A 24,401-nucleotide genomic window follows, 5' to 3' on the forward strand; every position below is an offset into this window, starting at 1 on the left:
ATCGCTCCTTATCAGTTCGCCACTGCCAGAACGGGTTCCAGCACGGCGTCGACGAGTTTGCGGGTGATGTCGGTACCCGGAGTGGTCAGCAGCTGATCCACCGGACCCGACTCCACCAGCTTGCCGTGGTCGAGCACTCCTGCGTGTTCACACATGTGCTCGACGAGCGCCAAGTTGTGTGTGATCAGCAGCATGGTCAACTTCCGTTCACGCTGAAGGTCTTTGAGCAGGTTCAGGATCTGCGCCTGCACCGACACATCCAGCGCGGCCGTCGGCTCGTCCAGCACCACGAAGTCCGGGTCGGTGATCAGTGCCCTGGCGATGCCCAAGCGCTGACGCTGGCCGCCGGAGAACTCGTGGATGTAGCGGTCGTAGTGTGACGGCAGCATCCCCACCCGGTCCAGCAGCTCCAGTGTCCTGGTCCGTGCTTCGGCGGCCGAGCAGGTGCGGAACAGCCTGAGCGGGTATGCGATCTGCGCGCCCACGCTGCGACGCGGGTTGAATGCCGAACCGGAATCCTGGAACACCATCTGGATCCGTTTGCGGTAGCGGCGCATGGCGAGATCGGACAATCCGACGAGTTCGTTCCCGTCGAACGTCACCGAACCCGAGGTGGCCTTCTCCAGCCCCATCACCATGCGTCCGGTGGTGGTCTTGCCGGAACCGGATTCGCCGATCAGGCCGAAGGTCTCACCGTGGGTGATGGTGAAGCTCATCGAGTCGACGGCCACGAACTCGGAGCGCTTGCCGTCCTCACCGCGCACCGAGAAGACCTTCGTGAGGTCCTTGACCCGCACCAGACGATTGTCAAGCGACATGTTGTGTCTCCCCTCGGAACTCGAAAAGCCGGCGCTCTGCGCGCGGGATCTTGCGGGCGGAGGCGTCGAGGTGCAGCCGGGGCACCGCCCGCATCAGGCCCTGCGTGTAGGGATGCTCCGGTTTGGTGAGCACCTGATCCACGGTGCCCGTCTCCAGGACGTCACCGCGACGCATCACCGTGACGTCGGTGCAGACATGGGCGACGACGCCGAAGTCGTGGGTGACCAACAGGATCGAGGTACCCAACTCACGGTTGATGTCCAGGAGAAGATTCAGGATCTGCTTCTGCACGGTCGCGTCCAGCGCGGTGGTCGGTTCGTCGGCCAACAGCAGTTCCGGCCGGCAGGACAGGGCGATTGCGATCACCACCCGCTGGCGCTGGCCACCGGAGAGTTCATGCGGGTAGGCCTTCATCCGCCGCTTCGGCTCCGGAACGGCCACCAGTTCCAGCACTTCGAGCGCTTTGGCTCTGGCGGTGGACTTGTCCACACCCTGGTGCAGCCGGATCACTTCCATCAGCTGGGCGCCGACGGTGAAGGACGGGTCCAGCGCCGACAGCGCGTTCTGCGAAACCAGGCCGATGTGCGGGCCGCGGATGGCCCGCATCTGTTTGTCGGTCTTGTCCAGCAGGTTCTCCCCGCGGAACAGGATCTCACCGCTGGTGATCTTGGCCCGCGAGGTTCCCAGCAACCGCAGCACGGCCAGCGACGTCACCGACTTGCCCGATCCGGATTCGCCGACCAGCCCGAGGATGCCGCCCTCGCGCACCGAGATGTTCACGTTCTTGACCGCGTGCACCACACCGCCGTCGGTGTGAAAGTCGACGGAGAGGTTTTTCACGTCCAGGATGTTCTTCATCAGCTGGTCTGCTTCCTGGGGTCCAGCGCGTCGCGCACCCCGTCGCCGATCAGGTTGAACGCCAACGACACCACCAGGATCAGCAGCCCGGGGATGGTCGCGACGTGGTAGATGCCTTCCAAGAGCACGTTCTTGCCGTCGGCGGTCATGATGCCCCAGTCAGGAGTGGGCGGGATGACGCCGACGCCCAGGAAGCTCAGACCCGAGGCCACCACGATCATCAAGCCACACAACGTGGTTGCGTAGACCAGCAGCTGCACCACCACATTGGGCATCAGTTCGCGGAACATCAACAGCAGCGGGTTGGCCCCATAGGCGCGGGCCGCCTCCACGTAGTCCTTGGACGACTCCTGCACCGTCGCGGTGTAGGCGACGCGGGCCATGTACGGGACCAGCGTGATCCCGATCGCGAGCATCACGTTGCCCAGGCCCGCCCCGAGCACGGCGGACAGCGCGATGGCCAGCAGCACCAGGGGAAAGGCGAACAGCACGTCGAGGACCCGCATCAGCACCTCACCGGCGCGGCTGCGTTGGTAGCCGGCGAACAGCCCGATCATCAAGGCCAGTGGGAAGACCACCAGCACCGGGACCACCGCGACCGTCAGCGAGTTCCGGCCGCCGTAGAGCAGTCTGGTCCAGATGTCGCGGCCCTGGCCGTCGAGACCCAGCAGGTGTCCATCGGTTCCGATGCCGGCCAGCCGGTTCACCGGGTCGCCGGCCACCGGGCTGTAGGGCGTCAGCAGTGGGGCGAAGATCGCCGCCAATGCCACCACCACCAAGACGATCAGCGAGACCACCGCCCACTTGTCGCGGCTGAAGGCCCGAATCGCCAAACGCCACTGCGGTTGTGGAGCATCAGGTGTTGTCGCCGGTGGGACACCTCCGATAGCGGGGTCGGCTCCGACGTCCTGAGTGACTGCGCTCATGCTGACCTCCTGGTCCGCGGATCGAGCAGGCCGACGGCCGTGTCGGCGACGAGGTTGATGATCACGAAGGCCAGTGCGATGAACAGCACCCCGGCCTGCACCACCGGGATGTCACGCTGGGTGATCGAGGTGTAGAGCTGCTGGCCGAGCCCCGGCCAGCCGAACACCACTTCCACGAACACCACACCACCGAGCAGATACCCGACCTGCAGACCGATGATGTTGACGATCGGCGGCAGCGCATTGCGCAGTCCGTGGCGCCACAACACCGAGGTGGTGGACAGTCCCGAGGCGCGCAGGGTGCGGATGTAGTCCTGCGACAGGATGTCGACCATGACGCTGCGGGTCATGCGCGCGATCACGGCCAACGGCACCAGTGCCGCGGCGATGGCAGGAAGGATGAGGTGCGCCAAGAGATCCGGCAGCCCGCCGGGGAATCGCGGGTTGTACATACCGGAGGTCGGCAACCAGCCCAGAGTGACGGCGAAGCCGCCGATCAGCAGCAGGCCGAACCAGTACACCGGCACACTGGCACCGGCCAGTGAGATCACCATGGAGGCGCGATCGAAGATGCTGTACTGCTTGTGCGCGGCGATCACCCCCAGCGGTACGGCGATCACGATGCACAGCACCAGAGCAGCGCCGGTGAGGATCAAGGTGTTGGCGAACCGGGGCACCATGATGTCGGTGACTGGCGCGTTGACAGTCAGCGACCTGCCCAGATCACCCTGGAGCAGCCCGCCCAGGTAGTCGAAGAACTGCACAGGCAGTGCACGGTCCAGCCCCAGTTCGGTGCGCAGGGCCGCCACCGCATCCGCGGTGGCTCCGGAGCCCAGGATGGTGACGGCGGGGTCACCCGGCACCATCTGCAGCAGCAAGAAGACCACGAGGCTGACGCCGAACAACACCAGAAGTGTTGACAACAGCCGGGATCCGATCATGCGGGTCATTGTTCGAGCCTCACTTCCGTCAGGTCGTACCACTCCTCGCTGGCCGAGACGAACCCGGTGACATAAGGGGCGAGCATGTACGGAGCCTTGTCGTTGACGATGGGCACCAGCGCGGCGTCGTCGCTGACGATGTTGTTGGCCAGCTTCCAGAACTGCTCGGCCTCGGCCGGATCCAGCGCGGTGATCGCGTTGTCCATCGCCTCGTCCAGTGCCGGGTTGTCGTAGTACCCGACGTTGGGGCCGTTGGGGGCCTGCAGCTCCGAGGACGTGACGATGTAGAGCCAGTACGGGCTGGTCATACCCCACGACATCTGGGCCATGCCGACCCCCTCTTGCATCCCCCGCGCCCACACTCCCAGATATGAGATCCATTCCTGGGTCTGGATATTGACGTCGATACCGATCTCGGCGAGGTTCTGCTGGATGAACTCGGCCATCTGCGCGGGCATGATCTGACCCGAGCCGTCCGTCGACGTGATCAGAGTGGTTTGGAAGCCGTTCTCCAGTCCCACCGACGCCAGCAGTTCCCTGGCCTTGTCGAGGTCGCGCTCGTAGACGTCGCGGCGCTCGACGTACCCGCCGGCGGACATCGCCTGCACCCCGTAGGCGGGGTTGACGGAGCCGCGGAGGAGATCGCGCGCCATGCCCTCCCGGTCGACAGCCAGGTTGATCGCCCTGCGGACCTCGGGAATGGAGGTGTACTGGTCCTTCATGTTGAACGACAGGTACCAGGTGTGCGGCGGAATACCCTCCGACAGTTGATATCCCTCGCTGACCAGGTTGTCGATGCTGTCGGGGTTGGGCACTGCGATCATGTCGACGTCGCCGGAGCGCAGCGCCGCGGTGCGCGCCGACGGATCCGGTAGCGGCCGGAACACCACGCCGTCGATGTTGGGCACCTTGCCCCAGTAGTCGTCGTTGCGGGCGAGATCGATCCGCTCACCACGGATACGCTCGACGAACTTGAACGGTCCGGTGCCCACCGGATGGTCGGCGATGTCATCTCCGTAGCGCTCCAGCGCAGCCGGGCTCATGATAGCCGTCGAACCGTTGCCGCCCTGGGTCAGCATTCGCAGGAACTCCGAAAATGGCTGGGTCAGACGAATTTTCAAGGTGTATTCGTCGGCGGATTCCACCGAGTCGACGAACTTCCACACGAAGCTGGTCTGACCGGCCGCCCTGGCCGAGTACTGCGGCGCCTCCTCATCCCACATCCGCCGGATGTTGTACTCGACAGCCTCGGCGTTCAGCGGCGTTCCGTCGTGAAACCGCACCCCCTGGCGGATGTGGAAGGTGTAGTCCAGCCCGTCGTCGGACACCTCCCAGGACTCGGCCAGCGCGGGCTTGAGCGGCGGAATGGTCGCCTCACTGGACGGGATGGTGAGGTCCTGGTCCACCAGCGGCTCGAAGATCTGCCGGTTGATCCGCCACGACACCCAACCGCCCGCCACCTGCGGATCAAGGATGTCAGCCTCGGATTCGATGGCGATCACCATGATGTTCCCGGTCTCCACCGGCCCCCGTGAACAGCCGGTGAGCGCGAGCATCACGATCACCACCACTGCGAGTAGTCGTTTCGCTGTCATTCGTGCAACCTCCGGGTCGCCTCGGCTGTCATCGTCGTCGACGTTAACCATGTCGACGACTCAGCGATATCCGTCATCCGACGTATTCGCCTGCACCGGAACATCTCCCGTGAACACACGAGTCACCCGGGTGACGTCTGACGTCACCCGGGTGCTCCCCCGACGGTCAGTAGGCGCTCAAGCCCCGTTGCGGTGGTACCTGCACCACCGGGCTCTTGGGTTCGACGAGTTCGAGTTCGGTGGCATGCACGGCGGCCGCCACCCGATTGGCCACGCCGAGTTTGCGCAGTACCCGTTCGACGTGGGTGCTGACGGTCCGGGGCGACAGGAACAGCCGCTCGCTGATCTCGGTGTTGGACAGTCCGCCGCGCAGCAGAGCCAGGATCTCCTGTTCGCGCGGTGTCAGCCGGGCCTTGGCCCTGGCACGCATCCGCGTGACGTATTTGGTGAACAGCGGCCGTACGGTCTCGACCATGCACCGGCTGCGGGCGCTGAACTCCGGTCGCTCCATGTTGGCCTGGCACATTCCGACGATCTCGCCGGCACCGTCGTGCAGCACCATCATGAAGCCGTTGGTGAAACCCTCAGGGCGCAGGACTTTCGAGCCGCTGTACGACTCGGGGAACTCCGGTACGTCCACCCAGTCGGTGATCCTGGTGTAATCGGAGAACTGCTTGGTGAACTCCGGCAACGACTGGATGTCCGAGCTCAGGTACTCGGCCACGCCGTCGGAGTAGCCGACCTGTTTGACCAGGTTGAAACCCTTGGTCTTCGGCGCCTTGTAGGCGAGAAGAAAGCTGTCACACCCGGTCTCGACGCGCAGGAAGTCGATGGTGCCGCGCAGTCGCACCTCACTGTCGGTCGACACCATGGCGGTGGCCAGCGATGCGAAGTCAGGTGTCTCGTTCCTGGCACGAGTCATGTCTGCAAGTGGACAACGCACGGGCGTCAACGAGGTTCGGTGCCTGTTTCCTTGCGGTTAAGGCCCGTTACGAACAGCCGAATCCGGGGTGAGATGGCCCACACTGGCCCACACTGGCGCCCAGTTCGGCCCACAGCAGGGTGCTGCGCGTCGGGCCGGCGGGACGACTGATCACGGCGAATGTGGTGGTGCCCGCTCGGGCCAGCGCGACATTGGGCGCCACCTCCGAGACCGGCTCCCCCATCAACGCGGCCTCGCGGTGCGCGCTGACGAGCCAGCTGCCGGCCACCGGGGAAGATCCGGTCCGCAGCGCCGGGCCCGGAGCCGGTTGCGCAGCCACCGGCAGCGGCGCCGGGGAGCCCAGCGTGATGTTGAGGAACAGAATCGAACCCCATTGTGCAAGAGGCATTTTCACCTCCCTTCGGCCGTCGCCCAGGAACTCCCGCCTGGCCCGCCCGTCAGGGTCTCGGGCGTTGTCCAACACGCCGGTGTCCTCGCTGAAAGCACAGGCCAGGTGCGGGCATCTGACATTGCGGGTGCTGCCACAATGCGCGGGCACCGACATGCAACCGCCGAACGGCCTGGCGTTGACAGCGGCCACCAGACCGCTTTTGGTACGACGCACGTGGGTAGCGTGGTAGCCGACAGTGGCGGGCAGTACCGCACCCACCTCGGTCAGCTGCTCGGCGAAGCCCACACCGACCCAGGTTTCCGTCCAGTCCTCGCGATCGGCGCTGGCGTGCCTTCTTGTCGAGGCGGGCTGCAGCAGAAGATTTTTCACTGTGGCACGTCCTCGGGGAACTGGAAGTTCAGTGCCGGCGTCGCATCGAACCGACCGCGTGCGTGGATCTGGGCGGGATCGGGTTCGGGCAGCGGACCGTCCTGCGCGAAGTGGTTGAGCACATTGGCCGTCAACGTGGAGATGTTGTTGTCGTAGTTGTTGTGCGACAGGCTGCCGCAGTAGGAGATCGAACTGAACGCCCACACCGCGCCGCCGTTGGGCGTCTCGTGGAACGCCATGTCGGCGCGGATCCTGGGGTTCTGGGTACCGGTGTGCCCAGGGGCGTTGGTGAGGATCAGTTCGGTCACCGTCAGATACGCGTCGGTGTGCAGACCCGCCGATGTCGCCACCAACAGGGTGTGCGGGGGTGAGCCCAACGTGGTGTCCACCGTGTCGAGTTCGGCTCCGGCGGCACCGCCGCCCACCAGCCCGAAGTCACCGAGCCGTTCGCCGTACTCGATGCCCTCGAAGGCCCACGCGACACGGGGATCGAGGCTGTCGGGGGTGCGCTTGAAGTAGGTGGAGATGTCGAACCCCTGTGCCACCATGGAGGTTCCGCTGACCGCGGCCATGTCGCGGCCCAGGAACCGCCACATGCCGCCCAGCCTGCCGTCGCTCTGGTGGTAGTACTCGCCGGGCTGCGCCTGCCAGGGGCGGATCCCTGATTCGCAGCGGCGCAGCTCGGTCACCTCGCCACGTCCGTAGGCCGGGTGGAAGGTGTGGCGCCAGTAGAACCCGTCGCCGCCCATGTACATCAGCCGGCCGCCGCGTTCCTTGTAGGCCGCCAGCGCGTCGAGATAGTGCCCGTCCTTGTGTTCCGGGTGCGAACCGGTGAGCAGGACGTTGTATCCCTCGATGCGCTCCAGGCCGTCGTAACTGATGTCTTCGTCGGTGATCACGTCGAAGTCGTAGCCCAGTTCGGTGAGCCAGTCGATCAGGTGCAGGTCGGCGTTGAACTGCCAGGGTGACTGTGTGAGCCACGAGTCGTACTTCGGCGCCACGTTCAGCACGGGTCGCAGCCGGGAGGAGATGTGCACGCCCGAACCGTCACTGTGGGTGTCGTAGAGGGAGTAGCCGTACTCGCGGTGCACGGACAGGAAGATGTTCTCCAAAGCCATGATCGGCGTCCGGTACAGCAAGGCTTCCACGCTGCCGAAATTGCTGGCTTGGTGCTCGTTGGCGTAGGCCATGTAGTCGGTGGTGGACATGATGACGGCGATCCTGGCCTGCGGCCTGCCCAGTGGAGTGCGCACCATGAACGGGATGTAGGACTCGTCGTCGTCCGTGGTGAGCTTGATCGCGTAGACGGCGCTGGGGAGGTCGGCCGGGACCGTCAGGGTGAAGTCGACATCCCAGCGCGCGTCGTCGACGTCGTCGTCGTGGAAGTGGATGGCCCCGTACTCACGGTGATCGACGCTCCAGGAGACAACCGCACCACTCCAGTTGTGCCCGGTCATCCCCCGGGCCGGCATGCCCACCAGTTCGCCGTCGAGCCGGTAGGGGCCGCAGTCGACGACGGTGCGGGTGGGGATCTGCAGCCCGAAATCCCACGCCGCCACCAGGACTGCCCCCAGGTCCGGGTTGGGCCCCACCCCGCGGCGTTCGTCCATCCCCGGAGCGGCACCGACTTTCATGGTCTCGATCTCGAGCCTGCTCAGCGCGCGGCAGCACAACCGGACGCCGTCGATCTTGCCGTTGTAGTGCGATGTCATCGTCCATCCGCCGGGCTGGCGGGAGGCAGCGTCGGCGACCGCGGCACGCGGGTGCGCGGCGAAGGTGAACGGCACGTCGGTGTGGACGATGCGTTCACCGAACACGGCTTCGACGGGTTGCGGCGCGGGGTCCAGCGCGTAACGGAGCTGCGGTTCGTGGTGCAGTGCGGCGCGCCCGGTGGCCGCGTCGTAGGTGGCGGCCACAAAGTGCCAGGCGCGGTCGCGCAGCGGCTCCGCAGCGGTCAGTGTCCGGCCGTTGATCCGCAGGCTCAGGTGGCCCTGGAGGTTGACGAACAGCCCGTACCCGGCGCCGTCGGCCCACTTGCCCACGATCATCTGCTCTCCAGGACACCAGTAACCGTCCACTTTGGTGGGCATGGTCGGCCAGATCCAGCACTGCAGGGTGAAACTGTCCACCCGCAGCGGTGGGCGGTCGATCACCATGCCGTACGAGCCGGCGTGGATGGTCTGCGGCCGACCCGGGTAGGTGCCGTTGGCCGGGACGTCCACCGGCGATTCCTTGAACCCCGGTCCGCTGGGGTGGGTGTCGCCGTGGATCAGAGTCACCAGCTGTGCGTGGTACTCGGTGGGACCGTCACAATTGACGTGGAACTCGACGGTGTCGCCCTGCTGCACCGACCATTTGCTGCCGTAACCGGTGAGCCGCAGCATCGCGGGGTACATGTCGTCGTCGCTCACGCCCAGTTCTCCCCACGTGCTTTCCAGGCCTGCGTGCAGTGCTCGGGCATCCCGTCTTCGGCCGGGTACTGATCGAGGCGCATCGAGAAGATCTCGGCCTGGGCGGCCTGCTCGTCGGTGAACACCCGGTCGTCGATGAACTTCGGTGGCACCCCGCGCACCCCGGACAGCCGGGCGATCCGCCATTCCCGCTCGGGTTTGGTGCAGATGATGACGAACTTGCCGCCGAAGGCGCCCGCGGGCTGCATCCGCAGGCGGGTCAGCACGCGCTCGAGTTGCATGTCGTCCTGGATTCCACCGTGGGCGCCGATGGCGGTGCCGGGGCGTTCGGTGCGCACCACCGAGAACCCGGGCACCCCGTGGAAGTCCTCGACGCTCGCCTCGATCTCCCGGCGCATCCGCTGCCGGGTTTCGTCGTCCGCAGGTATCGGGATCATGCGCCTCAACGTTATGGATCGCGCCCCGTTCACACCATCGGCCATTTGACGGATATTTGCCTCCATCCGTCAGCAACGCAGCCGAGATCGCTGCTCGCCTACGGGGGTTCGCCAAGCCCATCTGGGGCTGGTTGCACCACCGTCACTGCGACAGACCCGGCCGGTTCCCATTCTTCGCGGTGGCTCGTCTGCGCTGTCCGAGCCCCTTGTCGAGGATCTCGACCCCGGCTCGTGAATCGCGGTCCGTGGTTCCGGCGTAGCCGAGCAGAAGTGCGGGCGGCTGGTCTGTCCGGTAGGAGTGGATGGACAGCGGCCAGACGTGAATCCCTTGCCGCAGTGCATAATTGGCGAGTTCGGTATCGCTTTGCGCATCGGGTAATCGACCGAGCAGATGCAGGCCGCCGTCAGAGGGTGTCAAGACCATCCGATCACTGACCCGCTCGGCGTATTCGATCAGTTTGTGTTGGCGCTCGAGGTGCAGAACTCGCATCCGGCGCAGATGCTGGGCGAAGTGTCCCTGCTCGATGAAGTCGGTCACCACCGCCTGGTCCATCAGGTGAGCATGCATATCGCTGCTGAGATGGGCGGCGGTGAAGCCGTCGACCACATTGGCGGGAGCAATCACATAGCCCAGCCGCAAGCTGGGGAACAACGTCTTGCTGAAAGTACCGACGTAGACGACCCGGTCATGGGTGTCGATGGCCTTCAACGCAGCCTGGGGTTTGCCGACATACCGGAACTCCGTGTCGTAGTCGTCCTCGACAATCCATGCGGAATTGCTTGCAGCCCAATCGATCAGAGCCAAACGGCGTTCCAGTGACATGGTGTATCCGAGAGGGAACTGGTGCGACGGTGTGACGATGGCCAGCCGCGCGGCGGCCTCGATTCCGACCCCCGCTGCCACATCGATCCCGGCCGCGTCGACCGGAACGGGGATGATCCGAGCGCCGGCAGAGATCAACGCAGCACGTGCACCGAGGTAGCCGGGATCCTCGAGCCAGGCGGCGTCACCCGGGTCCAGCAGAATCCGCGCGCAGAACTCCAACGCCTGCTGGGAACCAGTCGTCACGATCACCTGGTCGGCAGAACAATGAATGCCCCGCGCCACGCTGATGTAGGCGGCGATCGCCTCACGCAACGGACGGTATCCGGCAGCATCGTCATAGCGCATCAGTGCCGAGCCGGAATTGTTCAAGCGACCCGAGTACAGCCTGGCCCATGTCTTGAAGGGAAAAGCATCCAGTGCCGGCAGGCCGATGAGGAATGCCGTTGTCCGGGGCTGGCGGCCCAGCACCGAGGGAAGCGGCATCCGCGGCGCGCTGGCCAGTCGCTGCCCCCGGGCAGACAGCGCGGTGGCGGTGCTCGACGTGCGTGCCGCCGCCGACACCGAGGCGCTCGTGGTCTCGAGATACCGTTCGGGTAGGACCTTGGCCACATACGTCCCTGATCCTTGGCGCCCGATGGTGTATCCCTCTGCCTCCAGTTGCTCGAAGGCCGCCAGAACGGTGTTGCGCGACAACCCATTCTGACGCGCCAGCACCCGACTCGGCGGCAGCCTGGACCCAGCCGGCAGTTGCCCGTGCAGAATGCTCGACCGCAACTGCTCGTAGAGCGCCCGGTAGGCCGGCACCGTGGATCTCGGACGATTGCTCTGTTCCGATGCCCCCGTGTTTCGCGTCGATGTCATGTGGCTCCTGCAGATGCTGGCCGATTGGCTCTGGCGCAACTGTGCGCCCTGTCCAACCATAGGAACCAATTGTTCACGCTGCATAACAGCCCCGAGGCAGCCGATCACAGGAGGTTCGATGCCGATCTATCTCAGCATGCAACGCGTGCGCTTCTCCAGCCCCGACGCCTACGAGAAGTTCAAAGTCGTGTTCGGCGACACGCGGCACTTCTTGATGAAGCTGCCCGGCTTCCTACACCTCACCTGGTGGGAGCACCCCGACGATCCGGGCTGGTTCAACGAGTGCAGCTTCTGGACCAGCAAGGAAGCCCTGTACGACTGGCACACCGACACCTACCACAAGCACGCCAAGGCCTGGGCCGCCAACGGGGCCATCATGGAAGACATCATCACCAACTTCGAACTCGTCGGCACCCGCCTGTTGCGGATCTGCCCATGCTGCAACGAATTGCAGGACAAGCAGTATGACCTCAGCCAAGAACAAGCGGTGCTACGCGAGCAGTGCCCGAAATGCGGCTTCCACTTTCCCTATCTCACCGAACAACCCTCGAGCTTCGCAGTCTTCAAAGACGCGGCCCTACCGGATGTCGACAGCGAGCGCGCCGATGTGGTGGCCTCCGGCGTCGGCCTGCAGGCCGACACGCCGTGAAAAACCCTACTCAAACTCTGTGGAGCTAAGGGGAATCGAACCCCTGACCTTCTCGATGCGAACGAGACGACATGGACTTTCGGGGATGTTGGGATAGTTGGCTCGGTTAAGTATTTGCAGGTCAGCAGGTTGCAACGGTTGGCGAGCGTTGAGCATTGCCGGAGCTACTGCGGACGGACTGCGGACACGCGCATGTAGGCCGAGGTTGACTGGGCCGCCATACTCCACAAGTTCCAGCGCCTTGACAGCCAGTCGCGCGTCCAAGACTCATCGGTGAATGCGTCGACCGCACCTTACTTCCTGTGTAGCGCGCGGAATGCCGGCTGCCCTATCCGGACCCGGGCCTGCCGCGACGTAGGTCCTCTGGCGAGAATCTGATCGCAGGCGATTACGAGCGACACAGAATGCGCGGCTCCGTTACCGCAACCCAGGCGGATACAAACCGGGGCCAGTTCGAATCGACCGGATGATGTCCTCAGATTACGTGGCGAGCTACGCAAGGTAGCGTCATCAAGCAATCCGGCTAGATCCAACCTTGCTGGTGGTCTGTTTGGTAGTGCACGACTTAACGATCCGCCCGTAGGTACGGCGAACTCATGGTGGCAGTCGCATGAAGCGCAAATGCTCTGCCAGCACAAGGATCCCAAGGGAATCGTGCCAACTACGACCCGCGCTCAATAGCCCGTTAGGTAGTTCAGTTCGGGGCACAAATTAATGACAGAGGCAGCCAACCACAGGTTGGCGTTCTCCGGGCTGCGACCATTGTTGATCATGTAAGAGAGCATTTGCGGGCCGCTGTTGTAGGTCTCCAGCAGATTGCAGATCGCGTATCCAACGTCCACGCTGGCGAGTGCGACTTCGGGTCCAGATACGTCTTCGCCGTAGCGGGCGAGCATGTTTACGAAGTTCTCACTGTCGGAATCCGCAAACGCCGGTGCGGCGGTCCCGAGGCTCACGGCGGCAACGATCACGCCCGATGCGAATATTCTGGCGTTCATCGTCAGCACTCGCAGCCGAGACCGTCTTGGTCGCGGTCAAGCTTGGCCTGGTAGTAGGGCGAATCCGACGGAATGTTGCAGTGGCCGTTGGCTTTCGCTTCCGAACAGTTTGCATAAGGAACGGCGTTAGCGATGACCTGCGGTGACAGAGTTCCGATTCCGGCAACGATAAGGCCGACGACAAGGGTACGAACTAGCATGTTGGTCCTCTAAGTGAAGTCATTGGGTGTGGAGGGGGCGGTTGACGCCCCGCTTTCGAGAGAGTTCTATAGCGGCGTTTCGAAGGCAGGAAAGCCTTGCCCCGAACGAGCAACGGGCGCATCTGTTGGGCCGACACAAACCCATTGCACACATTTCGGCAGCGAGTTACTTAAGGCGTCGCATTCTGGAACCCTTCGCCGCAAGGCTCCGTCCGATCCGACTCCAAACCACCGGCACAGAGAGTAGAGGTGTCGTAGCCAAGCTCCGGAGACCGACGTGGTGCTTAGGCTGCCATCGGCGTTAGCCGCTGCCGCTAACCGCCCACTACGAACGCATCGCTGGACGACGCTAAAGACATTTAACCAAGATATTTACCCCCTCGTAAACTTTGGTGCCAGGGCAGTATTACATACTCATTCCACATTTGCTACATCTGCATCGACGGTTCACGTCTTCCGATCCTGACACTGGTTCGCGGTCATCCGCCCATTTGCTCCCAAACGGATCGAGGCGCTTGCGACCTTGCAACATGCAGAGACAGGAGGTGATCAGGGGTGCTTCGTAGGCGATCTTGGAGAGAGAGAAGCCGCTGGCCGAGTTAGGCGCTCACAGGACAGCGGAATGGGGTACCCCCCACCCCCCTCGCCTGAGCGCCAAGAAGCCGCGCACCGAACACGGTTCGGCCTAGCTCCGCAGCGCTAATATGAGCCGTCTGCACAACCGGCGGGCGGGTTCGGCAACGTGCATGGGTGCGGCTCGGGCGGACCTGACGGCGGAGGCGGCGTGCTGAGCGACTTAATCCACGGCCACACGTCTGGACACATCGTGTTCGCGGCTGCGGTCATGATTATGGTTTTCTCGTGCGCGGTCCAGGTTCCGAAACTGTTCAGTTGACTAGCGAGCGCAGGCCCGTAGGTGCGGGCGCGCATCCCATGACAGGCAACCTTGCCAGCGTCGATCATGTCCAAGATGTTGGCATAGTAGATCCCGCTGCCGTCCACGGCTGAAATGAAGTCGTACTCGTCAGCATGGGCGGGTGAAGCTGCAATCCCACTGCAAGCCACCGCCGCTACTCCGGCAAGCATCGCCCGACCGAACATGACACCCCCGAACTGTCCTATTTTGCTAGCTAAGCATACGCACGTTGATCTCAACCGCATGCGTCAAGGTGAGGCACTCTAGTAGCCAGCGGCAAGAACGACGTCGAATCGTTGCCCTGCCTGCCACCGATGTTGCCTCAGTGTCTCGACGTCGGCTCCTCCGGGACATGCATACGGTGAGACAGCTCGGACATCGTGGCAGACATTCTTCTGCTCCTTCGCGACTGAGTTCAGTCGCTCTTCTGGAGCAGGAGGCCGATCTGGGTTGTCTTGGAGGTTGGAGTTCCAGCGGGCGGGTCTTGAGAAATCACCACCCAATTCCATGGATTCCAAACGCTTTTTCCATTGGTCGTCTTGTATCCGATGTCAGTAAAGCCGGCGTCGCATAGAGCTCCGGTCGCATCTGCAAAGCTGCTGTACACAACATCAGGAACCACAGCGGTCCCCTGCTTCGGTGTCGTGCAGTCAGAGGCAGGTTCTGGCGCTTCCGATGTAGTCGTTGGCAAGGTTGTGGTTGTGGTCGTCGTTGTTGTGGTCGGCAGTTCCAACGGCGCAGGAGCTGTCGAGTACACGGTTACGACTGACGTCGACGTCTGAGTAATCGTGTCCATCGCGACGTCCGCTGGTGCCCCACAAGACGCCAGTCCGAACGATGCGGCTAACCCGAGAGCTACCGTTACCGACGCGCTTTTGACCAACTTCATGAAACCCCCGAAGTGCAATGCAGGACTGTAATGCCTGCACATTTCACCACAGCCGACGACCACGACTCTTAGGTGTCGGCAAGCACCCGATAGACGGTGGCCCTACTGACACCCAGTGCCGCAGCAATGGTGGTCGCGGACTCGCCACTGGCGTGCATACGCTGCGCCAGGGCTGATTTAGATGCGTCCAGCACCTTTGGGACCTGCAGCCAACCGCGAAACGCGCTCTACGCCTCGGAGACCTGGTTTCGCTCCGTCGACCGAACTACCCCGATAGGTACTCGATTACCGCCATATGAGCGGCATTCCTCATCTGCCGAGCGCGCACCTCGCCGACATAATGCAGCTTCTTGAAGCTTTCTTCGTCGGTATTAAGGACTTCGCCAATCGTGCTTAGCTCAAGCTCAGAAAGCTTCGACCGTAGAAATGCTGTTAGATCGAGGCTGGAAATAGGTGATGTCAGCCTCGCTTCGAGCGCTACGTTCCCATCCTGCTCAAGCTGTTGTAGCGAGAAGTCCTGAATCGATCGATAAGCACCATGATTTGCGCCAAACTCGACCATTCGTCGCTTGTCCAACGAACCTCTTAGCCGCCGGCCATATGAAATTGGGCTAGCGTCCTGCGCCAAGTTGCAACCGACGTTGACCATATAGCGAGTGCCTACCTCACTCCTCGTCGCCCTTATGCCGGCCGTTCCTTCTTGCAAGATTCCGCTATAACACAGCAACCGAAGTGCCTCACGCACTACTTGCGGAGCATCGCGGTGAATCCAGATTGCCGAACTCGCCTCGGTTTCTTTCTGATTTCTCGCATGCAAAGCAGGGAGTACTTCGTTTTCAAGAAAGTTGCGACCCCAATCGATTAGCGTGCGATGGCCGGGGTACCTTTCAGCGAGCGTCGAGTGTTCGGCCCAAATCTCTTCGCGATAATATTCGCGAATCGTGCTCTGCGCTGAGTTCTGCCGCAACGGGGTACTTGCAGTTAAAGTCTTTAACAGAATTCTCGGGTTTCCGGTCGCCGCGAAAGCTAGAATGTCGAAGATCTCTCCATACTGTTCGATATCTTTTCGACGGCTGGGATCCTGACGGAAAACGATTTCGCGCATCGCATTCGCATATGACGCATCCACGACGTTGCGTTCGATATCGAGCACCGCCGCGTCATGAGTAGGTTGAAATGATTCACCGTAGGATGTAGCGCCAGGATAAACAGCAGCCTTGACGGATAGATAGGGACTTCGAAGATCGCGCATCAACGTGAAAAACTGCCGCTGCTGCTCGGGAATAAAGACATGTGCTGCTTCGTCAACGAGCAGCGCGATCCTTGCAACTCCTATATCGTCGCATAGATCCTCAATTGCATATCGGATTGCTTCTGGCTCAGGAGCACCGCTTATATCCTCAGACGGTTTATCTTTTGACCAGAATTGTTCAAAGACCGAAGTAAGTCGCTCCATCAATGTTGGCCCCTCGGACACCTGCGACGCTTGTGTGCCTGCTAGTGCTGCGAGGGCTGAGCTTTCTGGAACTTTGAGCCCGTACGAGGTAATGGACCTTTGGACGGAACTAGTAATTTTCGCGGTCATCCAGGGTAGAAAATTGTGTTGGTCCTGCTTAATCAGGCCAGCACGCGCGAACGTCAAATAGACCGGCAGCACGGCTTCTGTCTCGAAGCTAGCTTTCATCTCGGCCTCTGCCACGCGCAGGAGAAATGATTTGCCAACACCCCTGCTGCCGCGGAGTAGCACTGCACTCCGCCCTTTGATAGCGTCGATTATCCTTCGGTCGCCGCTTGTCTCAACGAAGTACTTAGAAACTTCTTCGAGGCGAAGATCTTCGGTTCGGAAAAATAGCTCATTAGTCATCCGTTACTAACTCCACCTAGACGGCTCCGAATCTGGGATATATGGTTGAACCGTGTTAACAACATCGTGCGGAGATCATCATTAGCTTTGTCGTTTGCAATATCACCGTACCGAACATACAAGACAAAAAGTACAACTTCGGTAGCTTGCTTTGCTTTCTCACACCATTCCGTTAACACGTCGGAAGAATATTCTAACGTGGTAGGGAGTCGCTCACTATCCTTATGCTTACCATGGATGAACTGTGAGCAATAGCGATAACATGCCTGCGCCCTCCGGCTATGATCAGTCGCGTCCATCATCAAGTCGGGTGCAAACTCGGAGACAAACATGCCTGATAAAATTCCTGTTTCAGAATTTAAGGCACTCGACCATGAAAAGTCGAATCTGTCAGACACCCAGCGCCGCCGTTCGAGCTCGTTGACTGAGAAATAGACCGCAGCAAAATTTAGCTCTAGAAACAGACGTAGAGAAGCGAAAGCCTGCCGGTACAATCCGGACGCTGCACTGTATTCGGCAAGAGCAAGTTCCCTGCGAGCTGTGACCATCATGGGGACGGTAGGGCCGTCAAGGTGGTTCAGCCAGAGGACGAGATCGGCGTCGCCTTGGTGAACTTCGCCCAGTTGAATCTGGTGGGATGCGAGCGTGCTTTGACGGCATTTGTCGCTTGCATCAGCCAGCAGAGTTAGGTGCGCTTCGATGCCGGCCATTGAGACACCCTAGCCACTAAGTGCTGACGCAGTGACGTAACAGGCACTCCTACATATGCGTAGCTCTGCGGTGGTACGCCGGAGGGAAGCAGCTCGGCAATGTGGGCGGGGCTGCGCAGTCTTACAGCTTTGCGGATGCCGATACCCGCCCCAGTGTGGCTGTCGGCGTAGTACCGGTCAAAGTCGGCTCGGTCGATGCAGCCCACATCGGAGAATTTTCGCCAAAGGTCAGTCGGTTTAGCGGTGTGGATGGCTCCCACTTCGAAGTAGCCGATCACCTTCCTGACGGGAGCGGTGGCGTAGACCCAGACGACCGTCACGTCGTCGGCAAGACGACGTTTGCGAAACTCAACCTTCTTGCGCCCGTCCATAATTGCCTCCGCGAACTGCGGATGCACGGACATAACTACATGGCGTCCAGTTGCTGATGCACCCATCGGGTACCTGCCTCCTTTACTTTGGTGACGGTTTGCGGCGGCGCTTTCAGGACGTCGTGAGCTTGAAGCTCTGCCAATGTCCATTCAGGGTCAACGATGCGATCTTGCCGGAAGAGGATGACAAGCACCTGCGAGCTGTGGGATGCCAGTTCGGCTATGTCAGCAGGTCCGTATACGGTTCTTCCACCAACCAAGTTCAGTACTTCCTCGGGTGAGGACGTCCGAAAGGTCTCCTCGACCACTCCAATTACAGATACGGCCTGAATCCCTGAGCGGTAGAACAGAATCGCGTCTCCTGGCTGAACCTGCTTTGTGGGCGCGTTGCATAGGTACGCTTTCCGGAGCGCGTTACCCCATGGATGCGTCGCGCCATCCAGCCCAGGAATCATGAGCTGCTCATCCTCGGGTATGCACTCGGGGAATAACTGATCGTGCCAGTGCTCGATGATTGGTATGACAAACACGCTGGCGTCACCCGACACCGCGGGTGGGCCGTACGCGATGTGGAAGTCTAACGGTGACAAGGAGGTATCGCGGGGCTGGTAGTGCTTGGCAAGGACGATCTCGCCGCGCGCCGACTTGCCAGCGCCGTAATACCCAAACATTCCCATGAAATCGATGAGCGGTTGGTGGTGCTCCCAGACCTCGACGTAGGCGCTTCCGACGCGGTGTTCATGGTGAGAGCGCAGAACGGCTTTGAGCAGAAGTTCTCCGTAGCGGTGTCCGCGAAAGTCTGGTTCCACCTTGAAGGTCGAAATCTTCGTGATGGGCTGAGGTAAGCCGTACGGACATTCAGAAACGGGTTCGTTGGTCTTCAAGATAGCGATGGCGGCATAGATGCCACTGTCCTCGGCGATGACGAAACATTCGCGGTTCGGTGAATCCCCACGTACCTTGTCAATCCACGTATCGAAGCCTTCGTAATCGTCTCTGATGCTGGCAAAAATGTCCTGGTCGAGATCGAGAGCATAGGACTCTTTCGGCGTCACCTTCGGTGGAGGTTCGACGACGGTCGGTTCAAATGCTTCCAGCATTGCCACGGCATCGGCGAGCGTAAGGACGCGATCACCAAGTCCGACCCTCTTTGCCCGCCTGCCCAGGCCCGCGTCATCAGTGACAAGAAAGTTCACGGCGTTTGCGTCCAGTGCCGCCAAGATCCGCAAGTCGCGATGATCGTTGGAGTCCACAACGACCGGACCCAATTCATCCTGGAGGCGAGCACTGATTGGTACCTCAGCGAGCATCGCGATCTTGTCGAGCTCGGCAATCCGCTGCGTCGCGCGTGTCCTATCCTTGCCCTCGGCAAGCTCATCCCTTGTAGCGGGATGGACGAATACGAGATTGCGTTGCTTCATCACCAGCCGCATGAACGTGGCTGCTGGCCCAAGGCCGGGTTCTATCTGTCCATCAAACGGCTCAAGAGCAATGAATGCGTTGGTGTCGAGCAGAAATCGGGTTGGCGACGTTGCCACCGCATCCCCCTTTCCCGCCACGGTCGTGATTATCACCCGCACCACCGGCCACGCCGGAATGAGACACGCCTCAGAACGAGGCGGGCGACTCCCCCATTTTTCAACGCGATTTCGGCGGCTGGGCGTCCAGCGGACTCGCTACCCAGTCCGGCGGGCCGGAACGACCTCTATGGAAGTCCCCGGCCCGCCGCACTGTCACGCTGTCACAGTTGTCACATCTTCTATCAGGCGCTGGTCAGCAGTTCTTCGGTGCTGGGAGCATCTTGCGGCACTTGTGACACTGTGACAGGTCCGTACTGCCCATGGGCGATCCGCTCGATCAACCCGTAGTCGGATGCCAGGCGCGAGAGGTACTTACGCGCTGTTCCTTCCGGAACGTCGATGTACTCAGCTACCGCACTACTTGTTGACGCCACGCCAGAGTTCACGATGTCCAGGGCCTCCTGCATCTTCGGACCGAACCTCCGAGTCCTGGCCCGCTGCGCAGCTTCCGCCAAGTCGCCACCATCCGTCGACCACCGTCCGTTAACGAAATTAACCCTGTAGACCATCTCGTCAACGTCGCGGCCAGTCACGCTCAGAGTGCCTGACGCACCCGTCCTTTCCCGGTTGAGCGTGATGATCGTATCCACCGATCCGGAGAGACCTAATGTCCCGGACACTTGGTCCAGGAAATCGTCAGAATCGCCCTTTCTGTTGTGGTGTACTGCGATGACGGCACCGCCTGGAGCAAGCAACTCCTGTAGAAGCATCCCCGCCTTGTAGTCGTCCGAGTAGGCATTCTGAGACCGTCCGCCACGAATCTTTTCCAGCGTGTCCACGATGACAAGTGGTTTCTCTGCATGGTGGGCGTTCACCCAGGCTTTCGCCGCCTCCATCGCACACTCGGTGTCCTCGCGAGTCATGAAGCAGAATTCGGCTGGCAACGGTTCCTCTTCCAACAGCATCCGCGAACGCAGCTGCAATCGTCGCGGCCCGTCTTCGAGCGCCATGTAGAGCACCGGGCGAGGATCCACCTGCACACCGAGAACCGTGCCACCGCCAGCCGCCGACAATGCGACGTCGAGCACCAGGAACGATTTCCCGATCTTCGGATGGCCCGAGAGGATGCAGCACCCTTCCGGAATGATGCCTGGCACACACCAGCTCGGCTCCGAGAACTCTTGCCGGTCGAGCCACTCGCCGTCCTGGATTGGACTCATAAGTCACCGCCGCGGGCATGCTCGGCTTCCTGCGCCGTCGAATGGTTTGCGTCGCTGCGATATACCGTCATGCCGCCGCCCTCAACCGATCAGTGGCCGAAATAAGCGCTGCTGCAAGCTGTTCAGCTTCGGTGACCGCGAGAAGAATCGCCTGCTCGGGGTGGCCAAGATCCTCCGCGTACAACGCGCCATAGAAAAGGAGCACGGCGACGTAATCTTCCTCCGCGACGACAATCACGGTCTGGTCCTCTGCGGCAATCCGCTTCACGACGCTCATGCGACGAACTCGCCGCGCCTGGTGTTGCGCTCCTGCTCATCGACCCACGCAAGGACATCAGTACGGCGGTACCGCACACGACCAGCCAATCGAAACGACATCGGCCCACGCTCCATCGAGCGGTAGTACCGCAGGGTGCCTACCGGAATGCCCAATTCGTTCGAAACTTCTCGGGTGGTCATGAGATCCGCCTCGTCGTTAGTAGCCAACATTCCTCAATCTCATATCGCTTAGCTTTCCAAGCGTGTCGAGTCTCGACGGGTTGGAATGTTAAACGCATGGAGCTTGAAAATTCAAGCCCTAGAGACTTATGGTGTGCCGGTGACTAACCCTGAACCTTGGGCACTCGCCGCAGTCGAGGGCCAACAGCTTGTCCGTGATCTGCGCGAACAACTCCCTCCTGATACCGCTGACATCTCGATCAACGAAATCGCGCTGGCTCGTCAACGACACGAGTCCTGGGAACGTCGATTCGGCGAGCACCTACGTGGCTGGCGACAGGACCGGAACTGGTCGCAGGAGGATGTCGCTGAACGGCTTCGCCGCCAGGGGTTCGAGATGCACCAAACCACCGTCGCGAAGATTGAACGCGGGGCACGTCCCCTCCGCGTAGCAGAGGCCGCTGCCCTCGCCGAGGTGTTCGAGATGCCGATTATTACCGTGCTCGGTGTTGAGGCAGCCACCGACTTCGCCGCAAGCCCCGACACGTACCAAAGGGAACTTGAACAGGCCCGAAAGCGCCTCGACCACAGCCGCGAGAACCTTCATAGCGTTGCTCAGCAGCACGCTCATCTACTCGCCGAAGTCGAGAAACTACTTCTCCAAATGAATCAGCACAGCTCAGAGACAGGTGAGAAATGACCCAGAAGCGCAACCAGCGAGCCGGGGTGGAAGACCGCTGGATGAAGACCTATCGCGATGAAGATGGGGCAGTCCGAAGTATCCCCAGCGCTAATCACGGCAAGGGGAAGCGTTACCGCGCAAGGTATGTCGACGACGCAGGGCGGGAGCGGGCTAGAGGATTCACACGGAAGTCCGACGCTCAAAAATGGCTCGATTCAGAGGTGACGGCCAAGCTGGCTACAGGGACATACATCGAGCCCTCTGCCGGTCGAGTCACGGTTTCGGCTGTGTACCAGTCGTGGTTCTCCGCCCAAGCGCACATCTCGGCCAAAACAGCGGTAACGCGCCGGAGCGTTTGGAACAGTCGAGTTGAGCCGCAGTGGGGCAACACCCTCGTTGCCGATGTTCGTCCCGCTGCGATTCGAGCGTGGGTGGCTGCAATGGTCACTGATGGAGCCGGGACGCCGATCATTGAAAATGCTTTCGGCGTCTTGCGCCAGGTGCTTGGAGCCGCAGTCGAAGACAACCGGATCGCCCGGAATCCCTGCGACGGCATCAAGCTCCCTAAACGGAAGCACTCGGACCGGGGCTACCTCACTCACAAGCAAGTGGTGGCCCTGGCAGCCACCGTCGACCGCGATGGCATGGTCGTCCGGTTCCTCGCTTATACGGGTCTGAGGTGGGGCGAAATGGCCGCCCTGCGCGTCCAAGATTTCGATATGTTGCGCCGCCGGGTGAACGTGTCCCGCTCGGTTACCGAATCCGGCGGGCTCCAATGGAGCACGCCGAAGACATGGGAGCGTCGCTCGGTTCCCTTTCCCGCCACGTTGTGTGACGAGCTGGCCGCTCTGATGATCGGTAAGGGGCGTGACGATCTCGTCTTCACCGACCAACGCGGTGGCGTTCTCCGGAACTCCAACTGGCGCACAAGGGTTTTCCGGCCAGCTGTCCTTAGCTGCCAACTAACGGATCCAACATTCCCAACCATCACTCCCCACGATCTGCGCCACACAGCGGCCAGCCTCGCGGTCAGTGCTCGCGCCAATGTCAAAGCCGTTCAACGGATGCTCGGCCATGCCAAGGCATCGATGACCCTGGACACCTACGCCGATCTCTTCGACGACGATCTCGACGAAGTTGCGGACCGTCTCGATATGGCAATCAAAGCTACTGCGGACGGACTGCGGACGGCCCAATAGTAAAAGCCGCAGACCATGGCTCTGATCTGCGGCTTCACTGTGGAGCTAAGGGGAATCGAACCCCTGACCTTCTCGATGCGAACGAGACGCGCTACCAACTGCGCTATAGCCCCTTGGTCGGTAGCAGGCTACCAGTCGGCGGCACCGAATCCGAAACCGGTCGTCACTGCCCCGCCGCGCGTGGCAGGTCGTACTGGCTGGAGAACGGCACATAGTCCAGGTGCTCGAAGGCGGGATCCTCGTCGTCGATCTCCAGCACCGCCGCGCCGGGCCGACGCAGCCGGGCCGGCACCACGTTGAGTTCGTGATCGACGGTGTTCTCCACCCCGAGCCGCGAACGGGCCATCCGCTGCATCCGCCGACGCCGCAGCCGCTCCTCGATACGGGTCTGGCGACGCAGGTATGCCAGGTACAGCAGCGTGATGGCACCCACGGTGGCGCAGGCGTACCACATCGTCGACGTCCACAGGTAGGCCGCAGTAGCGGTCACGAGCAGCAGCACGGCCATCGACATCAGCATCCGCTTGCGGAAGCGGTACTTGCGCGCGCTGACGGCCTCGGCGGTCTTGGACTCGAAACGGCGGGCGCGGGCCGCGACCGGAATGGCTCCGGTGGGCGGCTCCGCTTCGGCTTCCAGACCGGAGGTGTCGTCGACGTACTCGTATTCGTCGGCGCTGCCGTCGTCTGCGGCCTCGTCGGTGGCCTCGTCTGTCTCTGCAGCCTCGACGACGGGCTCGTCGGACGGCGTGTCGACGGGATCGGGATCGGCGTCACCGAAGTCCAAGGGCAGTTCGTCGGCCTGCTCAGCCGCTGGGGCGGCAGTCTTCTGTGCGTCGGCGACGGGCAGCGCGCCGGAGTCCATCTCGACCACGTCGACGTCGAGGTAGTCGTTCTCGCCTTCTTCGGCGACCGAGGTGACAACCGCGACGGAACGCACGCGCGAGGGCCTGCCGGTCACCACGACGGGTCCGGTCTCGTCTTCGTCGAAGTCGTCGAGTTCTTCTTCGGGGCGCCACTGCGGGTCGCTGCGGTGGCCGGCAGCCGGCTTTCCGCGCCTGATCAACCGCGCGGCACGACCGCCGCTGTTGAGCACACGGGTAGCCAGGGCGACGTCACTGGTTCGCTTGACGGTGTCCCGCTTGTTGATGAGCATGGGCACCAGCACGAACAGCCAGAGCACGACGAGTGAAATCCAGAGCAATGACTGGGGGATGCTTGGCATGGTGGCCTGCTCCTTTCCCCTCCAGGCTAGGTCGGCTGACCTGCGCAACCAGGGCGGCGCGCCGAGGTCAATTACACACCTGTAATTCGCTGGATACAAGCACCATCAGTCACACGTGTCACATCTGCAACACATCAGACCTTGTT

25 protein-coding genes, 1 tRNA gene and 1 pseudogene are annotated in these 24,401 nt (G+C 61.8%); 3 read left to right on the plus strand and 24 right to left on the minus strand.

The window, feature by feature from the left end:
* Positions 1–11: 11 nt before the first annotated feature.
* The 10 genes from BVC93_RS06225 to pdxR form a co-directional block, all read right to left on the minus strand.
* On the minus strand, positions 12–818 hold the full coding sequence (locus BVC93_RS06225; RefSeq protein ID WP_083736403.1) for an ABC transporter ATP-binding protein: 807 nt from the start codon (positions 816–818) through the stop codon (positions 12–14).
* Positions 808–1,677 carry an ABC transporter ATP-binding protein gene (locus BVC93_RS06230; protein WP_083736404.1) on the minus strand — a complete coding sequence of 290 codons (870 nt, stop codon included), beginning with the start codon at positions 1,675–1,677 and terminating at the stop codon, positions 808–810. The genes BVC93_RS06225 and BVC93_RS06230 overlap by 11 nt, the downstream gene beginning before the upstream one ends.
* Positions 1,677–2,603, minus strand: coding sequence for an ABC transporter permease (locus BVC93_RS06235; protein WP_236950264.1), 927 nt, complete (start codon positions 2,601–2,603; stop codon positions 1,677–1,679). Before BVC93_RS06235 ends, BVC93_RS06230 begins: the two co-directional genes overlap by 1 nt.
* Entirely contained in the window at positions 2,600–3,553 is a 954-nt protein-coding gene (locus BVC93_RS06240; protein WP_083736405.1) for an ABC transporter permease, read from the minus strand. Before BVC93_RS06240 ends, BVC93_RS06235 begins: the two co-directional genes overlap by 4 nt.
* Positions 3,550–5,139, minus strand: coding sequence for an ABC transporter substrate-binding protein (locus BVC93_RS06245; protein WP_083740848.1), 1,590 nt, complete (start codon positions 5,137–5,139; stop codon positions 3,550–3,552). The genes BVC93_RS06240 and BVC93_RS06245 overlap by 4 nt, the downstream gene beginning before the upstream one ends.
* A 166-nt stretch (positions 5,140–5,305) precedes the next feature.
* Complete coding sequence (locus BVC93_RS06250) at positions 5,306–6,061, minus strand: response regulator transcription factor (RefSeq protein ID WP_083736406.1); 756 nt, start codon at positions 6,059–6,061, stop codon at positions 5,306–5,308.
* A gap of 67 nt (positions 6,062–6,128) precedes the next feature.
* Positions 6,129–6,842, minus strand: coding sequence for a hypothetical protein (locus BVC93_RS06255; protein ID WP_083736407.1), 714 nt, complete (start codon positions 6,840–6,842; stop codon positions 6,129–6,131).
* Positions 6,839–9,253: a LamG domain-containing protein gene (locus BVC93_RS06260; RefSeq protein WP_236950265.1), complete on the minus strand. Its 2,415-nt coding sequence runs from the start codon at positions 9,251–9,253 to the stop codon at positions 6,839–6,841. Before BVC93_RS06260 ends, BVC93_RS06255 begins: the two co-directional genes overlap by 4 nt.
* On the minus strand, positions 9,250–9,690 hold the full coding sequence (locus BVC93_RS06265) for a N,N-dimethylformamidase, small subunit (RefSeq protein WP_236950266.1): 441 nt from the start codon (positions 9,688–9,690) through the stop codon (positions 9,250–9,252). The genes BVC93_RS06260 and BVC93_RS06265 overlap by 4 nt, the downstream gene beginning before the upstream one ends.
* Before the next feature lie 142 nt (positions 9,691–9,832).
* Positions 9,833–11,377: a MocR-like pyridoxine biosynthesis transcription factor PdxR gene (gene pdxR / locus BVC93_RS06270; protein WP_083736408.1), complete on the minus strand. Its 1,545-nt coding sequence runs from the start codon at positions 11,375–11,377 to the stop codon at positions 9,833–9,835.
* Between the two features lie 118 nt (positions 11,378–11,495).
* Here pdxR and BVC93_RS06275 point away from each other — a divergent pair, with 118 nt between their 5' ends.
* Positions 11,496–12,026: an antibiotic biosynthesis monooxygenase family protein gene (locus BVC93_RS06275; RefSeq protein WP_083736409.1), complete on the plus strand. Its 531-nt coding sequence runs from the start codon at positions 11,496–11,498 to the stop codon at positions 12,024–12,026.
* Between the two features lie 674 nt (positions 12,027–12,700).
* Here BVC93_RS06275 and BVC93_RS06280 read toward each other — a convergent pair.
* The 12 genes and pseudogenes from BVC93_RS06280 to BVC93_RS06330 all read right to left on the minus strand — a co-directional run bounded on the left by BVC93_RS06280 (position 12,701) and on the right by BVC93_RS06330 (position 21,173).
* Complete coding sequence (locus BVC93_RS06280) at positions 12,701–13,024, minus strand: DUF732 domain-containing protein (RefSeq protein WP_236950410.1); 324 nt, start codon at positions 13,022–13,024, stop codon at positions 12,701–12,703.
* Between the two features lie 2 nt (positions 13,025–13,026).
* The gene (locus BVC93_RS06285; protein WP_083736411.1) at positions 13,027–13,224 is read right to left on the minus strand and encodes an excalibur calcium-binding domain-containing protein; all 198 of its coding nucleotides are present in this window, start codon (positions 13,222–13,224) and stop codon (positions 13,027–13,029) included.
* Positions 13,225–13,923: 699 nt separating this feature from the next.
* A complete protein-coding gene (locus BVC93_RS34705; protein ID WP_083736412.1) occupies positions 13,924–14,385 on the minus strand; it encodes a DUF732 domain-containing protein in 462 nt (153 codons plus the stop codon).
* 170 nt (positions 14,386–14,555) lie between these two features.
* On the minus strand, positions 14,556–15,071 hold the full coding sequence (locus tag BVC93_RS34710) for a PASTA domain-containing protein (protein WP_083736413.1): 516 nt from the start codon (positions 15,069–15,071) through the stop codon (positions 14,556–14,558).
* Between the two features lie 26 nt (positions 15,072–15,097).
* Positions 15,098–15,229: pseudogene (locus BVC93_RS06300) on the minus strand (helix-turn-helix domain-containing protein); the annotation flags it as partial.
* Between the two features lie 65 nt (positions 15,230–15,294).
* Positions 15,295–16,893, minus strand: a complete 1,599-nt coding sequence (locus tag BVC93_RS32970) for a hypothetical protein (RefSeq protein WP_157516793.1) — start codon at positions 16,891–16,893, stop codon at positions 15,295–15,297.
* Complete coding sequence (locus BVC93_RS32975) at positions 16,890–17,603, minus strand: hypothetical protein (RefSeq protein ID WP_157516794.1); 714 nt, start codon at positions 17,601–17,603, stop codon at positions 16,890–16,892. Before BVC93_RS32975 ends, BVC93_RS32970 begins: the two co-directional genes overlap by 4 nt.
* Positions 17,579–18,007, minus strand: a complete 429-nt coding sequence (locus BVC93_RS06310; protein WP_236950267.1) for a hypothetical protein — start codon at positions 18,005–18,007, stop codon at positions 17,579–17,581. The genes BVC93_RS32975 and BVC93_RS06310 overlap by 25 nt, the downstream gene beginning before the upstream one ends.
* 2 nt (positions 18,008–18,009) lie before the next feature.
* A complete protein-coding gene (locus BVC93_RS06315) occupies positions 18,010–19,533 on the minus strand; it encodes a GNAT family N-acetyltransferase (protein WP_236950268.1) in 1,524 nt (507 codons plus the stop codon).
* Between the two features lie 203 nt (positions 19,534–19,736).
* Positions 19,737–20,714 carry an AAA family ATPase gene (locus BVC93_RS06320; RefSeq protein WP_083736417.1) on the minus strand — a complete coding sequence of 326 codons (978 nt, stop codon included), beginning with the start codon at positions 20,712–20,714 and terminating at the stop codon, positions 19,737–19,739.
* Between the two features lie 67 nt (positions 20,715–20,781).
* Positions 20,782–20,991 carry a hypothetical protein gene (locus tag BVC93_RS06325; RefSeq protein ID WP_083736418.1) on the minus strand — a complete coding sequence of 70 codons (210 nt, stop codon included), beginning with the start codon at positions 20,989–20,991 and terminating at the stop codon, positions 20,782–20,784.
* A complete protein-coding gene (locus BVC93_RS06330) occupies positions 20,988–21,173 on the minus strand; it encodes a helix-turn-helix transcriptional regulator (protein ID WP_236950269.1) in 186 nt (61 codons plus the stop codon). Before BVC93_RS06330 ends, BVC93_RS06325 begins: the two co-directional genes overlap by 4 nt.
* Positions 21,174–21,312: 139 nt before the next feature.
* Between BVC93_RS06330 and BVC93_RS06335 the strand changes: the two genes are divergently transcribed.
* Both BVC93_RS06335 and BVC93_RS06340 read left to right on the plus strand, forming a co-directional pair.
* Complete coding sequence (locus BVC93_RS06335; protein WP_192860214.1) at positions 21,313–21,852, plus strand: helix-turn-helix domain-containing protein; 540 nt, start codon at positions 21,313–21,315, stop codon at positions 21,850–21,852.
* The gene (locus BVC93_RS06340; protein ID WP_083736421.1) at positions 21,849–23,033 is read left to right on the plus strand and encodes a tyrosine-type recombinase/integrase; all 1,185 of its coding nucleotides are present in this window, start codon (positions 21,849–21,851) and stop codon (positions 23,031–23,033) included. The genes BVC93_RS06335 and BVC93_RS06340 overlap by 4 nt, the downstream gene beginning before the upstream one ends.
* Positions 23,034–23,073: 40 nt before the next feature.
* Here the strand turns inward: BVC93_RS06340 and BVC93_RS06345 are convergent.
* Both BVC93_RS06345 and sepX read right to left on the minus strand, forming a co-directional pair.
* A tRNA-Ala gene (locus tag BVC93_RS06345) sits at positions 23,074–23,146 on the minus strand.
* 50 nt (positions 23,147–23,196) lie between these two features.
* Complete coding sequence (gene sepX, locus BVC93_RS06350) at positions 23,197–24,255, minus strand: divisome protein SepX/GlpR (protein WP_083736422.1); 1,059 nt, start codon at positions 24,253–24,255, stop codon at positions 23,197–23,199.
* Positions 24,256–24,401: the final 146 nt, after the last annotated feature.

Origin of the sequence: Mycobacterium sp. MS1601 (assembly GCF_001984215.1) — a bacterium.
Taxonomy (GTDB): domain Bacteria; phylum Actinomycetota; class Actinomycetes; order Mycobacteriales; family Mycobacteriaceae; genus Mycobacterium.